The organism is Streptomyces sp. NPDC088706 (assembly GCF_044752765.1).
Classification (GTDB): Bacteria; Actinomycetota; Actinomycetes; order Streptomycetales; family Streptomycetaceae; genus Streptomyces.
In genome coordinates, this window is sequence record NZ_JBIVLW010000008.1 from 32,917 (window position 1) to 46,283 (window position 13,367).

A 13,367-nucleotide genomic window follows, 5' to 3' on the forward strand; every position below is an offset into this window, starting at 1 on the left:
CACGATGACCAACACAACTGCTTAGAACAAGCGAGAGTTTCTGTGCTGATTCACGTAGCATCGCTTACATGTTGAATCTGGAGCGGCTGCGCACCCTCGACGCCCTCGCCCGGCACGGCTCGGTGAGCGGGGCCGCCGGGGGGCTGCACGTCACCACGTCGGCGGTCTCGCAGCAGATGGCCAAGCTGGAGCGCGAGGTCGGACAGCGGCTGCTCGCCAGGAACGGCCGCGGGGTCCGTCTCACCGACGCGGGCCGGCTCCTCGCGGACCACGCCGCGCGCATCCTGTCGCAGGTGGAGCTGGCCCAGTCCGACATCGAGGCCCAGCGGGGCGAGGTGGTCGGCGAGGTGACGCTCTGCGCCTTCCCCACGGCGGCGCGCGGACTGCTGCCCGCCACGCTCACCGCCCTGCGCACGGACCATCCCGAACTGAGGGTGCGAACCCGGGAATTGGAGCCGGAGCAGGGGCTCCTCGCGGTGCTGCGGGGCGATGTCGACGTGGCCGTGGTGCTCGACTGGAGCAACAAGCGGCTGCCGGTCCCCGGTGGCCTGACCAAGGCCGAACTCCTCGACGACGCACCGGACATCGCCATGCCGGCCGGACATCCACTGGCGGACCGGGCCGAAGTGGATCTTGAGGACTTCGCGCGGGACGAGTGGGTCTCCTGGCCCGAGGGTGAGTTCTGTTACGAGTGGCTCATGTTCACCCTGCGCTCCCGGGGGATCGAGCCGCGCATCTCGCACCTGGCCGGTGAACACCACACGCAACTCGCGCTGATCGCGGCCGGGTTCGGTGTCTGCGTGGCGCCGCGGCTGGGGCGCGGCCCGGTCCCCGAGGGGGTCTGCCTGGTGCCGGTGCGGCAGACCGTGCGCCGCCACGTCCATGCCGTCTGGCGCACGGACGCCGACGCCCGCCCCTCGGTCCGGGCCGCGGTCCAGGCGCTGCGGGCGGCGGGGGAGCGGGTGGCGTCCGGTCGCCCCGCCGGTGGCTGACTACCGTCCCGGATCCGGGAGTTTGCGGAAGTCCCACGAGGTGACGGTGTCCGGGGTGAGCCGCAGCCACTCGTGCCGCCCGTCGTGCGGCATCTCCACCAGACCGAAGTATTTCGCGGGGAACAGCCGCTCCGTTAAGTCGAGTTCGGGGCACGGCTCACCCGTGCGCGGGGACTCGCCGACGAACTCCGCCGTACCCGACAGCTCCACGCCGCGCAGCTCGTCGTACGCCTCCCCGTCGTCGACCACGACGGCGATCCGCGGGTCCTCGCGCAGCTGGGACCAGCGCAGGGAGCGGGTGATCGAGTACAGCCAGAGCGAGGAGCCGTCCCAGACGAACCAGAGCGCGCCGATGTGCGGCGGGCCGCCGGCGGAGAGGGTGGCGACCCGGCAGGTGCGCTGCTCGCCGAGGTAGGCGTCCCGCTCCTCGGGGGTCATCATGATCCGGCGACCGCGTCGCTGGGTGTCGGTCATGGGGTGTCCTCCCCTTGTCATCTGACGCTATGTCAGAAATCATGGAGGCTCTCCCCGCGCGGCGCAATGCCGTCCGCCGCACGGCGGGACCACCAGGCACAGAAGGAGGAGCGCCGTGGCGTCCAGGGATGCGCGGGAACGGCTGGCCGCGCTGCTCGACCCCGCCACCACCGTACTGCTGACCGTCGAATGCCAGCAGGGGGTCGTCGGGCCGGACAGTGCCCTGCCCGAACTCGCCGCCGCCGCGCGCTCCTCGGGCGCCCTCGACAACATCGCCCGGCTGGTCGCCGCCGCCCACGAGGGCGGGGTCCAGGTCATGCACGCCGTCGCCGAGAGCCGCCCCGACGGACGCGGTGCCAACCGCAACGCCCGGCTCTTCCGCGCCGCCGCCCGGCTCCCCGTCCAGCAACACACCGGCACCACCGCCGTACGGGTCGCGGCACCCATCCAGGTGGCGGACGAGGACCTCGTCGTACGGCGGCTGCACGGGCTCTCGCCGCTCGCCGGCACCGATGTGGACGCCCTCCTGCGCAACCTCGGCTGCCGCACGCTCGTCGTCACCGGGGTCTCGGCCAACGTCGCCGTCCCCAACGCCGTGTTCGACGCCGTCAACCTCGGCTACACGGCCGTGGTCCCGGCCGACGCGATCGCGGGGGTGCCCGCCGAGTACACCCCCGCCATGATCCGCAACACCCTCGCCCTGGTCGCCACCATCGCCACCACCGATGACATCCTGGGCCGCTGGAAGGGGCCCCGCAGGCGGTCCTAGGGCGTCGGAACCCCCTACGCCAGGGTGATCGACCCGCCCTCCACCGAGATCTCCCGCGCGGGCAGCGGCTGGGTGGCGGGCCCGGCAGTGGGGCTGCCGGTCGACGCGTCGAACGTCGAGCCGTGGCAGGGGCAGGTGATGACACCGTCCGTGACGTCCTTGACCGCACACCCCTGATGGGTGCACGTGGCCGAGAAGGCCTTGAACTCACCGGCCCTCGGCTGGGTCACCACGACCTTCTGCGTGGCGAAGACCACCCCGCCGCCCTCCGGGATGTCCGCCGTCCGTGCGAGGACGGCCCCGTCCTTCGCCGGCGGCCCGGCCGACTCCGCGCCCCCCGAGTCGTCCGAACCTCCGCACGCGGTGAGTGCGGCAGCCGCCCCGGCCGCACCCACCGCCAGGACGACGGTGCGGCGTTCGAGGAGGATCGGACGCTCCTGCGCTGCGCTCATCGCGGCATTCCCTTCATCGGTGTCCATGGCTTCGGCCATGGGTACGGAGAGCGGGGCGCCGGTGTTCAGCGCGGGCACTCCTCATCGCCCCGGGGACGGGTGGCGGTCAGGATGAGGACGGCCTGGTCGTCGTCGACGTCGCGGCCGTCGGTGAAGTCGCGGACCGCGGCGGTGAGGGCGTCCAGGACGTCCGAGGCCCGCCGCGGCGACGGGATGAGGGCCTGGGCGAGCCGGTCCTCGTCGAACAGTTCGTCCGCACTGTTGCGGGCCTCGGTGATGCCGTCGGTGTACAGGACGAGGCTCTCCCCGGGGGCGAGCCGGAAGCGGCCGGAGCCCAGTGGCGGGTCCGGCAGCACACCGAGGAGCGGCCCGTCGCTGCTGACCGGGCGGGCTTCGTGAGCGGTGATGTGCAGGGGGAAGGTGTGGCCCGCGCGCACGAGTTCGATGTCCAGCCCGGCGCTGGTGGGGGTGAAGTGACCGTAGACCAGGGTGACGAAGCCGGTCCCGTGGCTGCCGTGCCGTCTGATCAGGGCGTGGTTGATGGCCTGGACGACGGCCTGCGGGCCGGGCAGGAGAGAGGCGACGGCCCGGGCCGTGTGGCGGACCAGGGCGGTGGTGGTGGCGGCCAGCGCGCCACGGCCGCAGACATCGCCGAGCATGAACGCCCAGCTGCCGTCGTCCAGGGGGAAGACGTCGTAGAAGTCCCCGCCGATCTCCAGTCCTTCACCTGCGGGGTGGTAATGGGTGGCCAGCTCCGCGCCGGGCAGGGCGGGCAGGTCGGGCAGGAGCAGACCGGCCTGCAGATCGCGGGCGAGGGCGGCACGCTGGGTGTACTGGCGGGCGTTGCGGGCGGCGGTGGCGGCGCGGCGGGCGAGCTCCTCGGCCAGGGCCACGGCATGCCCGTCGAAGACGTGGTCGCCGGTGGTCAGCAGCGTCAGGGTGGCGAAGGTCTGTCCCCGGTCGGTCAGCGGAACGCACAGGTAGCCGGTGACGCCCAGGTCCTGCCAGGGGCCGGGCCCGGTGGGGGTGCGGCGGGCGACCTCGGTCAGCGCGGAGGCCAGCACGCGGGCGACCGCGTCGTCGGCGGCGTCGTAGACGGGGATGTGCGCGGCCAGCAGCTGCTGTGCGTGCTCGGTGGGGGCGGCGGTGGCGATCCGGCGCACCCGCCCCTGCTCGACGACGTCGACAGCGCACAGCGGAGCCAGGGCCGGCACGCACAGGGCGGCCAGCCGCTGGAGGCTCTGGGCGTAGTCGAGATCGGCGCTCAGCGCGGTACTGGCCTTGAGCAGGAACGCCAGGTCCTCCCGGGCGGCCTTCTCCCGGGCCTCGGCGGCCAGCCGGGCCCGCTCGGCACGGTGGCGTTCGATGGCCAGTGCCGCGGTGCCGGCGAAGACACCGGCCAGCGCGAGGTCGGCCTCGACCGGAGATCGGGGGACATGGTGGTACATGGCGAAGGTCCCCAGCAGCTGCCCGTCCCGGGCCAGGATGGGGGTGGACCAGCAGGCGGCGAGACCGGCACGTTCGGCCAGGTCGCGGAAGTCGTCCCAGAAGGGGTCGGTGGCGATGTCGGAGACGATCACCCGCTGCCGGCGGTGGGCGGCTGTTCCGCAGGAGCCGACGCCTTCACCGGTGGCGATGCCGTCGATGGCTTGGTTGTAGAAGTCCGGCAGGCTGGGAGCGGTTCCGTGCCGCAGGTGAAGACCGTCGGGGTCGGCCAGGAGAACGGAGACCAGCACGCCGGGCGACAGGACCTCGATGGCCTTCGCCATCCCCTCCAGGACCTGTTCCAGGGGAGCCTGGAGGGCGATCTGCTCCAGCAGGACACGGTGTTCGGCGGTCAGCCGCTGGGCGTGCTTGACCTGGGTGGTCTCCACCCCGATCATCCGCACCCCCATGACGTTGCCCCCCGCGTCACGGCGCGGCTCGTAGGTGAAGTCGAAGTACGCCTCACGCACCTGCGTGCCCTCTCCGAGCAGCACCCGCGCGCCGCGTCCGGTGTAGGGCTGGCCGGTGCGGTAGACACGGTCCAGGAGCGCGATGAAGCCCTGCTCGGCCAGCTCGGGCATCAGCTGCCCGATCGGCAGCCCGGTACGTTCCGAGGCACGGCCGACGGCGGTGAAGAACGCCGGGTTCGCGGTCTCCAGAAGATGGGCCGGACCGGACATCGAGGCGAACACGACGGTCGACTCACCGAACAGCGCAAGCAGATCCGCCTCGGCGGCGGGCGTCGCTTCGGCTCCGGGGTTCCGCAAAGCAGCCGGCCGCCTTGGTGTGCTGGTCATCCCCTACCCCTTTCCCGAACAACGATCTCCACACTGTCATCGGCCGCCCGGCCGCCGGTGCTCCGGGCGACGGCGAGCGCCTCCCCGGTGGTGGCGTGTACGGGGATCACCTGGTCCAGCCCGGTCAGCGAGAGCACTCTGGCGACCGGCGCGGGCGCGGCCGCCAGCCGCAGCTGTCCCCCCTGGGCCGACAGACGCTGGTAGAGGCGGACCAGGCCGCCGATACCGGAGGAGTCGCAGAAGCTGAGCGAGGCGCAGTCGATCACTATCACCCGAGGCACCGGCCGTACGGTCAACGCCGCCGCGGCGGCCTCGTCCAACTGCACCACACTCTCGAAGTCCAGTTCCCCTCGAAGCTGGAACACCGCGGCCCCAGCCACCGGGCCGACTTGAACCGAGAACATCTGGCGCCCGCCTCCCGCTCGCCGGTACAACAAGACCCTCATCGTAGAAGCGTCCCTGCCTGCCGACGAAGCCCACCCCGGCCGGCACGGCCGCCCCGCGGCGGTGAGGGCGGCGGCCCCGGGGAGTCGGCCGCCAGCGGATGACCACGGCGGGAGACGAACGGCGACCACTTCCCCGGCGGGATCAGCGCACGCGGCGAATGCGGATCGGGCCGTGCGCCTCGGCGGGGTCGACCGCTCGGCCGCCCTGGGTGATCTCCACCTCGCCGGCGGAGACCAGCCGCCGCGCCGCCCTGCGGGCCGGTTCCATGAGGGCGCGCCAGCCGTCATCGTCTCCGTCGTAAACGGCTCGCGCGGCATCGGACGGGCAGATCGTCGCCGCGGGCGCGCGCTTGTCCAGCAGCTCCCGGATGGCCTGTTCGAGCCGCCGGGCCTGTTGCCGCTCGGATTCACTCATGCCACCAGTGTCGCATTCGCCCGGAAGATCCTCGGTCCCGCCGAGGCAAGGGGATGCCACGGGTCCGAGAGGAGGGGGCCTGCGCGGTGGGCAGGACCCAGCAGCAGGGACCGGGCCGCGTGGCCGGCGCACTCGCGGTCGCCGCGGTTGCCCGGCGGGTACGCGGCGACGGGTGCCGGCGGTTCGGATGGCGTAGCCCCGCTCGGTGGGGGCGGGGCGGACGAGGACGGCAGACTTCGACGGGCTTACCTTGCTGCGATCCCGTTGGCCTGCGGACATGGAGCGAACTCGTGCCTGCCCTCTGCTCAGCACTACGACCGAGGTGGAGCGGACGGAGTGGATCCCGCTCGCCTCCACGTTGGACTTGATTACCGAGGGGTTGGTAGAGAACGCCGACACCTTGATCGCACTGCTGTTTGTCCTTTCGTAGGACTGGGCGGTCCTGTCGCGGCGGGTGGGGGCGCCACGAGGAGCCATGGAATCGAGCGAGGTGAGAAACCTTCACCGCCGGGTTGTCGTAGCAATCCGGGTGCGGCTGGGGGAAGTCCGGTTCGGGGAAGGCCGTCGTGTACAAGGTCGCCGGTGTGCCTGGGGCACAGGACCGGTCAGCGGTCCCGCAGGACGGTTCAGATGTGCTTCGGCACACCTACGCCCCGATCATGTTGGAGCTGGGGAGTCTGTCGTGACCCTTGCTCGGTGGCTCGGGCACTCCTCGCCGACGATCACCCTCGGTTACTATGCTCACTTCATGCCGGAAGCCGGCAGCAAGGGGCGCGGCACCATCGACGGTGCGCTTGGGGGGCGGGGGGATCGACTCACCGGCCAGAACTCCCCGGATTCTCCCCAGCACCGTCGACCGGTGATTCCTGGCGCCGCGCCCCCAGAGGCCGTCAGCGGATGGCAAGGCGGAGAAGATGGGTGGCCTGGGAAAGTGTTGAAGGAAGTCGTAGCGACCCGCTATGTCACACCCTTGCGTGAGGGCGGCTCGCTCCCCGGGATCGTCGAGGCCGACGACCTCGGCACGTACGTCACGAAGTTCACCGGGGCCGGCCAGGGCCGCAAGACGCTCGTCGCGGAGGTCATCTGCGGGGAGTTGGGGCGGCGGCTGGGGCTGCGGGTGCCGGAGCTGGTGACCATCGAGCTCGACCCGGTCATCGGTCTCGCCGAGCCCGACCAGGAGGTGCAGGAGCTGCTCAAGGCGAGCGGCGGGCTGAACCTCGGCATGGACTACCTGCCGGGCTCGCTCGGCTTCGACCCGCTCGCCTACGAGGTGGGGTCGGCCGAGGCGGGGCGGGTCGTCTGGTTCGACGCGCTGATCAACAACGTCGACCGGTCGTGGCGCAACCCCAACACGCTGGTCTGGCACGGTGACCTCTGGCTCATCGACCACGGCGCCACCATGATCTGGCACCACAACTGGCCGGGGGCCGAGGCCTCGGCGGCGAAGCCGTACAACGCCTCCGACCATGTGCTGGCCCCCTTCGCCCCGGACATCACCGCCGCGGCCGCCGAGCTGGCGCCGCTGGTCACCGAGGAGCTGCTCACCGAGGTGGCCGCCGACGTTCCGGACGTCTGGCTGGTGGACGAGCCCGGGTTCTCCTCCATCGACGAGCTTCGCCGGGCCTACGTGGCCCCGCTGCTGGCGCGGGCCGCCACCATCCACGAGCGGATCACCCTGGACGCGCCGGCCGCGGACCGGCCCTCCCAGGCCCCCGGCTGGCTCACCGAACGCCTCCCGCCCCGGGCGCAACCGGCGGGCGGGGACCGCGCCGCGGCAGCCGCCCGCACCGGCGAGGAGGCCGGCCGATGACGCGCCGCGATGTCTTCGAGTACGCGCTCCTGCGCGTCGTCCCCCGGGTCGAGCGCGGGGAGTGCTTCAACGCCGGGGTCCTGGTCTACTGCCGGGCCCACTCGTTCGTCGCCGCCCGTACGCACCTGGACGAGGCGAAGCTGAGGGCGCTGGACCCGGACGCCGACGTCGTCGGGGTGCGGGCCGCCCTCCGCGCGGTCGAAGGGGTCTGCGGCGGCGGGACGGGGGCCGGTCAGGCGGCCGGCGACGACCCCGGGCGGCGCTTCCGCTGGCTGATCGCCCCGCGCTCCACGGTCGTCCAGCCCGGAACCGTGCACAGTGGGCTCACCACCGACCCGGCCGGGGAGGTCGAGCGGCTGCTCGACCTGCTGGTGCGCTGAGCCTCCCGCGGGCGGGGCGCCGGGTGTGACGTGCGGCCCCGCGCGCCGCGCGCCGTTGACACCGGGTGCCAGGGCTTCTAGCGTCTCGTCTGCTGAAGGTACTAAGCGGTTGCTCAGCCATCGGGTCTCTCTGTCAGGGAACGGCCACGACGTCCGCTGAGCCGCTATCCAAGGGCGAGGAGAACCAAGCATGTCCACCACCGAGCAGCGCGTCGCCATCGTGACGGGAGCGGCGCGGGGCATCGGCGCCGCCACCGCCGTACGCCTGGCGGCCGAGGGCCGCGCCGTCGCCGTACTCGACCTCGACGAGGCGGCCTGCAAGGACACCGTCGAGAAGATCACCGCCGCCGGAGGCACCGCGCTCGCCGTCGGCTGCGACGTGTCGGACAGCGCCCAGGTGGAAGCCGCCGTCGCGCGGGTCGCCGCCGAGCTGGGTGCCCCGACGATCCTGGTGAACAACGCGGGCGTGCTCCGCGACAACCTGCTGTTCAAGATGAGCGAGTCCGACTGGGACATCGTGATGAACGTCCACCTCAAGGGCGCGTTCCTGATGGCGAAGGCCGTCCAGGCGCACATGGTGGAGGCCAAGTTCGGCCGGATCGTCTCGCTGTCCTCCTCCTCGGCCCTCGGCAACCGCGGCCAGGCCAACTACTCCGCCGTCAAGGCGGGGCTCCAGGGCCTCACCAAGACCCTCGCCAAGGAGCTCGGCAAGTTCGGCGTCACCGCCAACGCCGTCGCCCCCGGCTTCATCGTCACCGAGATGACCGCGCAGACCGCCGCCCGCGTCGGCATGGGCTTCGAGGAGTTCCAGGCGGCCGCCGCCACCCAGATCCCGGTCCAGCGCGTCGGGCGCCCCGAGGACGTGGCCAACGCCATCGCCTTCTTCGCCGGTGACGACGCCGGCTTCGTCTCCGGCCAGGTCATCTACGTGGCCGGCGGCCCCCTCAACTGACCCGAAGGGCAGCGGACGACATGACGATGCAGGACAGCGGGAAAGTCGCCCTCATCACGGGCGCCAGCCGGGGCATCGGCTACGGGGTCGCCGAGGCGCTCGTCGCGCGCGGCGACCGGGTGGCCATCACCGGGCGGGGCGAGGACGCCCTGAAGGAGGCCGTGGAGCGGCTCGGCGCCGACCGGGTCATCGCCATCCCCGGCAAGGCCCACGACGAGGCCCACCAGGCGGCGGCGGTCGAGCGGACCATGGAGGCGTTCGGCCGGGTCGACTACCTGGTGAACAACGCGGGTACCAATCCGGTCTTCGGCCCGATGGCCGAGCTCGACCTCAACGTGGCCCGTAAGGTCTACGAGACGAACGTGATCTCGGCGCTCGGCTTCGCCCAGCAGACCTGGAAGGCCTGGCAGCGCGAGAACGGCGGGGCGATCGTCAACATCGCCTCCGTCGCCGGCGTCTCCGCCTCGCCGTTCATCGGCGCGTACGGGATGTCCAAGGCGGCCATGGTCAACCTGACCCTCCAGCTGGCGCACGAGTTCGCGCCGGTCGTCCGGGTCAACGCGATCGCCCCCGCCGTGATCAAGACGAAGTTCGCCGAGGCGCTCTACGAGGGCCGTGAAGCGGAGGCAGCCGCCGCCTATCCGCTCGGCAGGCTCGGTGTGCCCGAGGACATCGGGGGCGCCGCGGCCTTCTTGACCTCGGCGCAGTCGGACTGGATCACCGGGCAGACGCTGGTGGTCGACGGGGGAATCTTCCTCAACGCCGGCGTGGGCTGAGCGCGGCCTGAACCGGTTTGGCCCTGATTGACTCAAGTGCCCCGCTGGACCGTCGGATTGCTGCGGCGGGGCGCTGCGGTATGGTCTGCCGACCCATGGCTGATCGAGGAGCGTGCACGTGTTCTACCGGGCCAGTCTGCAGGCCGCTGCAGCCCTAGCATCCCTTTCTCTGCTGGCCGGCTGCGGTCTTCTCTCCGACAGCGGATCGGAAACGGAACAGAAGATAACCGTCGGGACGACGAGCTCCCCGTCCACGCTGGACCCCGCGGCGGCCTGGGACGGCTCCTGGGAGCTGATGCGGAACATCTACCAGACCCTGGTGAGCTTCCCCACCGGCAGTACGAGTCCCGAGCCGGACGCGGCCGACTCCTGCACGTTTACCGACGCCACGAGCATGGCCTACCGGTGCACGCTCAAGAAGAACCTCAAGTTCTCCAACGGCGAGAAGCTCGACGCCCAGGCCGTGAAGCACTCCATCGACCGCGTCGTGGGCATCCACTTCAAGGGCGGGCCGGCCGGCATGCTCGGCTCGCTCGACCGGGTGGAGACCAAGGGCGACGACACGGTCGTCTTCCACCTGAACAAGTCCGACGCCACCTTCCCGTTCATCCTCGCCACCCCCGCCATGTCGCTCGTCGCCCCCGGTGACTACCCCAAGGACAAGCTCCGCGACGACGGCAAGGTCACCGGCTCCGGGCCCTACCTCCTGGACTCCTACGAGCCCGGCGTCACCGCAGAGCTGACGAAGAACCCCGACTACAAGGGCTTCGCCAACCGGAAGAACAACGCGGTCACCATCCGGTACTTCGAGAAGTCCGCCCAGATGGTCTCCGCGCTGCGGGCCGAGGAGATCGACGCCACCTACCGCGGTCTGACCGCCGGGGATGTCGTCGGCCTGAAGGACAAGAAGGAGGGCAACGAAGGCCTCCAGATCATCGAGACCACCGGCGCGGACATCCGCTTCCTCGTCTTCAACCCCAAGGACCCGTCCGCCGCCAAGCCCGCCGTCCGCAGGGCCATCGCCCACGTCGTGGACCGGGACGCCCTGGTCGCCAAGGTCTACCGGGGCACCGCCGAACCCCTCTACTCGATGATCCCCAAGGGCATCTCCGGGCACACCACCAGCTTCTTCGACACCTTCGGCGACCCGGACGTGAGGAAGGCGAAGGACATCCTGACCGACGCCGGGATCACCGCGCCGGTGAAGATGACCTTCTGGTACACCACCGACCGGTACGGCTCCTCCACACAGCCCGAGTTCGAGGAACTGCGGCGGCAGCTGGAGAAGTCGGGACTCTTCGACATCACGCTGGAGAGCGCACCCTGGAAGACGTTCCAGGAAGGTTTCACGCAGGGCGAGTACCCGGTCTTCGGCCGCGGCTGGTTCCCCGACTTCCCCGACCCGGACAACTTCATCGCCCCCTTCGTCGGCGAGGAGAGCGTCACCGGGACCCCGTACCGCAACAAGGAGATCACCCAGCAGCTGATCCCCTCCACGCGCCAGGAGAGCGACCGGGGCGCGGTCAGCAAGCAGTTCGAGCGGGCCCAGCAGATCATCGTCGACGACGTCCGGCTGCTGCCGCTGTGGCAGGGCAAGCTGTACGTGGCCTCCGGCGAGGACATCGGCGGCGGCGAGCGCGCGCTGGACCCGCAGACCGTCATGCAGATGTGGGAGCTGTACCGCAAGACCAGCTGGTAGCGGGTGTGCGGGCCCGGGGAGTCCGCCTCCCCGGGCCCGTTGTCAGTGGTGGGCGGTAGGTTCGGGGATCAAGAACCTGTTGCTCACCGGAGGTTGTGGACGTGACCGATATCGACCTGCTGCCCGAGTCCTGGCGCGGCGTCCTCGGCGAAGAACTGCGGAAGCCGTACGTCAAGGAGCTGGCGGACTTCGTCGAGGAGGAGCGGGCCAAGGGGCCGGTGTACCCGCCGCGCGAGCAGGTCTTCGCCGCCCTCGACGCCACGCCGTACGACCAGGTCAAGGTCCTCGTCCTCGGCCAGGACCCGTATCACGGGGAGGGCCAGGGGCACGGGCTGTGCTTCTCCGTGCGGCCCGGTGTGAGGACGCCGCCCTCCCTGCGCAACATCTACAAGGAGATGCATCAGGAGCTCGGTCTGCCGATCCCGGACAACGGCTATCTGATGCCGTGGGCCGAACAGGGCGTCCTCCTGCTGAACGCGGTGCTCACCGTGCGCGGCGGCGAGGCCAACTCCCACAAGGGCAAGGGCTGGGAGAAGATCACCGACGCGGTGATCCGCGCCGTCGCCGAGCGTCCCGACCCGGCCGTCTTCGTGCTCTGGGGGAACTACGCCCAGAAGAAGCTCCCCCTGATCGACGAGGAGCGCCACATCGTGGTGAAGGGCGCCCACCCCTCCCCGCTCTCCGCGAAGAAGTTCTTCGGCTCCCAGCCCTTCACCCGGATCAACGAGGCGGTCGCGGCCCAGGGCCATCAGCCGATCGACTGGCGCATCCCGGACCTCGGCTGAGGCCGGCCGGGCCGCCGCCCGTGCCTGAGCGGTATTGCCTGAGACCGGCGCTAGCGTCGGGGAGGAACCGGTACCGACCGGCCGCACGGGCAAGAGGAGACCGCAGTGGTGGAGCAGCAGGAGGCGTCCGAGGACGCCGTCATGACCAGGATCGGCCAGGCGGTCATGTTGCTCCACGGCGGTGACCGGGAGGAAGCCCGCAACCGCTTCGGCCTCCTGTGGTCGGAGCTCGGTGCGGACGGTGACGCCCTGCACCGCTGCACCCTCGCGCACTACCTGGCCGACACCCAGGACGACCCCGGGGACGAGCTCGCCTGGGACCTGCGGGCCCTGACGGCGGCAGAGGGGCTGAGGGCCGAGCGGTCCGCCGGGCACCGGGACTTCCTGGCGGTCCAGGCGTTCTACCCCTCGCTCCACCTCAACCTGGCGGCGGACTACCTCAAGCTTCAGCGCCCCGACGCGGCCCGCATCCACCTGCGGCAGGCCCGTGACGCCGCGGACGCGCTGGACGGCACCGGACCCGGCGGTCGAGACGGTCACGGAGGTGGCGGCGGGGGTGTGCGGGCCGCCATCGAGCGGCTGGAGCTGCGCATGAGGGGGCAGTGAGCCGGGGGGCCCGGTCGTCCTGCCGGCCGTCAGCGCCCGTACGCCTCCTCGCAGACCCCGGCCTCCTCGCTGCCCGCGGGCCAGCCACCGTACCCCCGGCCGATCGCACACACGTCGGGTACACCGCCCCGGACCTGCGGCAGGGACGGCAGGACGCCGGGAGGGATGCGCGGGACCTGCCGCGGCACTGTCCGTCGCTGCGGTGGCGCGGCGCGCTCCGGTGACCGGGGGGCCGACGGAGGTCCGGCGCGCCGGGCCCGCGGGGGTCCGGCGGCGGAGGGGGAGGGCAGGGCGCTCCCGCCGGGCGACGGGCTCGGTTCCGCGATGGTCTCCAGCGCCTCACGCCCGGGCGGCTGCACGACCTGCGGGAACACGTCCTGCACCGGCCGGCTGCTCTCAAGAGGCTGCCGGGGGGTCGCCCGCGGCTCGACCGACACGCATCCGGAGACGGCGGTGACGGCCACCCCGACCAGGAGTCTCGTGGTGAATCTGGTTCGCTGCACGCGGGTAACTCTGCGGTGCGGGCGGG

15 protein-coding genes are annotated in these 13,367 nt (G+C 71.6%); 9 read left to right on the forward strand and 6 right to left on the reverse strand.

Annotated elements, in window-relative coordinates; all coding sequences use genetic code 11:
* The first annotated feature begins 68 nt into the window (after window positions 1-68).
* Entirely contained in the window at window positions 69-992 is a 924-nt protein-coding gene (locus tag ACIQAK_RS19780) for a LysR family transcriptional regulator (protein WP_366390329.1), read from the forward strand.
* Here ACIQAK_RS19780 and ACIQAK_RS19785 read toward each other — a convergent pair whose 3' ends face one another.
* Complete coding sequence (locus tag ACIQAK_RS19785; protein ID WP_366390328.1) at window positions 993-1,466, reverse strand: pyridoxamine 5'-phosphate oxidase family protein; 474 nt, start codon at window positions 1,464-1,466, stop codon at window positions 993-995.
* 115 nt (window positions 1,467-1,581) lie between these two features.
* Here ACIQAK_RS19785 and ACIQAK_RS19790 point away from each other — a divergent pair, with 115 nt between their 5' ends.
* A complete protein-coding gene (locus ACIQAK_RS19790) occupies window positions 1,582-2,235 on the forward strand; it encodes a cysteine hydrolase (RefSeq protein ID WP_366390327.1) in 654 nt (217 codons plus the stop codon).
* 14 nt (window positions 2,236-2,249) lie between these two features.
* Here the strand turns inward: ACIQAK_RS19790 and ACIQAK_RS19795 are convergent, their stop codons facing one another.
* The 4 genes from ACIQAK_RS19795 to ACIQAK_RS19810 form a co-directional block, all read right to left on the reverse strand.
* Window positions 2,250-2,687: a Rieske (2Fe-2S) protein gene (locus ACIQAK_RS19795; RefSeq protein WP_366390326.1), complete on the reverse strand. Its 438-nt coding sequence runs from the start codon at window positions 2,685-2,687 to the stop codon at window positions 2,250-2,252.
* 65 nt (window positions 2,688-2,752) lie between these two features.
* Window positions 2,753-4,969, reverse strand: a complete 2,217-nt coding sequence (locus tag ACIQAK_RS19800) for a SpoIIE family protein phosphatase (protein WP_366390325.1) — start codon at window positions 4,967-4,969, stop codon at window positions 2,753-2,755.
* Window positions 4,966-5,415 carry an STAS domain-containing protein gene (locus ACIQAK_RS19805; RefSeq protein ID WP_401848523.1) on the reverse strand — a complete coding sequence of 150 codons (450 nt, stop codon included), beginning with the start codon at window positions 5,413-5,415 and terminating at the stop codon, window positions 4,966-4,968. The genes ACIQAK_RS19800 and ACIQAK_RS19805 overlap by 4 nt, the downstream gene beginning before the upstream one ends.
* Before the next feature lie 142 nt (window positions 5,416-5,557).
* Window positions 5,558-5,830, reverse strand: coding sequence for a DUF3253 domain-containing protein (locus ACIQAK_RS19810; RefSeq protein WP_366390323.1), 273 nt, complete (start codon window positions 5,828-5,830; stop codon window positions 5,558-5,560).
* A gap of 931 nt (window positions 5,831-6,761) precedes the next feature.
* Here ACIQAK_RS19810 and ACIQAK_RS19815 point away from each other — a divergent pair.
* The 7 genes from ACIQAK_RS19815 (at window position 6,762) to ACIQAK_RS19845 (ending at window position 12,838) form a co-directional block, all read left to right on the forward strand.
* Window positions 6,762-7,640, forward strand: a complete 879-nt coding sequence (locus ACIQAK_RS19815) for a HipA family kinase (RefSeq protein ID WP_366390322.1) — start codon at window positions 6,762-6,764, stop codon at window positions 7,638-7,640.
* The gene (locus tag ACIQAK_RS19820) at window positions 7,637-8,020 is read left to right on the forward strand and encodes a DUF3037 domain-containing protein (RefSeq protein WP_366390321.1); all 384 of its coding nucleotides are present in this window, start codon (window positions 7,637-7,639) and stop codon (window positions 8,018-8,020) included. Before ACIQAK_RS19815 ends, ACIQAK_RS19820 begins: the two co-directional genes overlap by 4 nt.
* Before the next feature lie 190 nt (window positions 8,021-8,210).
* A complete protein-coding gene (gene fabG / locus ACIQAK_RS19825; protein WP_015607234.1) occupies window positions 8,211-8,972 on the forward strand; it encodes a 3-oxoacyl-ACP reductase FabG in 762 nt (253 codons plus the stop codon).
* Between the two features lie 20 nt (window positions 8,973-8,992).
* Complete coding sequence (locus ACIQAK_RS19830; RefSeq protein WP_366390320.1) at window positions 8,993-9,748, forward strand: SDR family oxidoreductase; 756 nt, start codon at window positions 8,993-8,995, stop codon at window positions 9,746-9,748.
* A 118-nt stretch (window positions 9,749-9,866) separates the two neighbouring features.
* Complete coding sequence (locus ACIQAK_RS19835) at window positions 9,867-11,447, forward strand: ABC transporter substrate-binding protein (protein WP_366390319.1); 1,581 nt, start codon at window positions 9,867-9,869, stop codon at window positions 11,445-11,447.
* Between the two features lie 101 nt (window positions 11,448-11,548).
* Window positions 11,549-12,232: a uracil-DNA glycosylase gene (locus ACIQAK_RS19840; RefSeq protein ID WP_366390318.1), complete on the forward strand. Its 684-nt coding sequence runs from the start codon at window positions 11,549-11,551 to the stop codon at window positions 12,230-12,232.
* A gap of 105 nt (window positions 12,233-12,337) precedes the next feature.
* Window positions 12,338-12,838, forward strand: coding sequence for a hypothetical protein (locus tag ACIQAK_RS19845; protein WP_366390317.1), 501 nt, complete (start codon window positions 12,338-12,340; stop codon window positions 12,836-12,838).
* A 29-nt stretch (window positions 12,839-12,867) separates the two neighbouring features.
* On the opposite strand, the gene ACIQAK_RS19850 is transcribed toward ACIQAK_RS19845, so the two are convergent.
* The gene (locus tag ACIQAK_RS19850; protein ID WP_366390316.1) at window positions 12,868-13,341 is read right to left on the reverse strand and encodes a hypothetical protein; all 474 of its coding nucleotides are present in this window, start codon (window positions 13,339-13,341) and stop codon (window positions 12,868-12,870) included.
* Window positions 13,342-13,367 lie beyond the last annotated feature (26 nt).

What these genes read in the sequence shown, in the direction of transcription:
- ACIQAK_RS19785 (WP_366390328.1), bottom strand. Translation starts at nt 1,466, where the DNA reads ATGACCGACACCCAGCGACGCGGTCGCCGGATCATGATGACCCCCGAG.
- ACIQAK_RS19795 (WP_366390326.1), bottom strand. Translation starts at nt 2,687, where the DNA reads ATGAGCGCAGCGCAGGAGCGTCCGATCCTCCTCGAACGCCGCACCGTC.
- ACIQAK_RS19810 (WP_366390323.1), bottom strand. Translation starts at nt 5,830, where the DNA reads ATGAGTGAATCCGAGCGGCAACAGGCCCGGCGGCTCGAACAGGCCATC.
- ACIQAK_RS19780 (WP_366390329.1), top strand. Translation starts at nt 69, where the DNA reads ATGTTGAATCTGGAGCGGCTGCGCACCCTCGACGCCCTCGCCCGGCAC.
- ACIQAK_RS19805 (WP_401848523.1), bottom strand. Translation starts at nt 5,415, where the DNA reads ATGAGGGTCTTGTTGTACCGGCGAGCGGGAGGCGGGCGCCAGATGTTC.
- fabG (WP_015607234.1), top strand. Translation starts at nt 8,211, where the DNA reads ATGTCCACCACCGAGCAGCGCGTCGCCATCGTGACGGGAGCGGCGCGG.
- ACIQAK_RS19830 (WP_366390320.1), top strand. Translation starts at nt 8,993, where the DNA reads ATGACGATGCAGGACAGCGGGAAAGTCGCCCTCATCACGGGCGCCAGC.
- ACIQAK_RS19800 (WP_366390325.1), bottom strand. Translation starts at nt 4,969, where the DNA reads ATGACCAGCACACCAAGGCGGCCGGCTGCTTTGCGGAACCCCGGAGCC.
- ACIQAK_RS19820 (WP_366390321.1), top strand. Translation starts at nt 7,637, where the DNA reads ATGACGCGCCGCGATGTCTTCGAGTACGCGCTCCTGCGCGTCGTCCCC.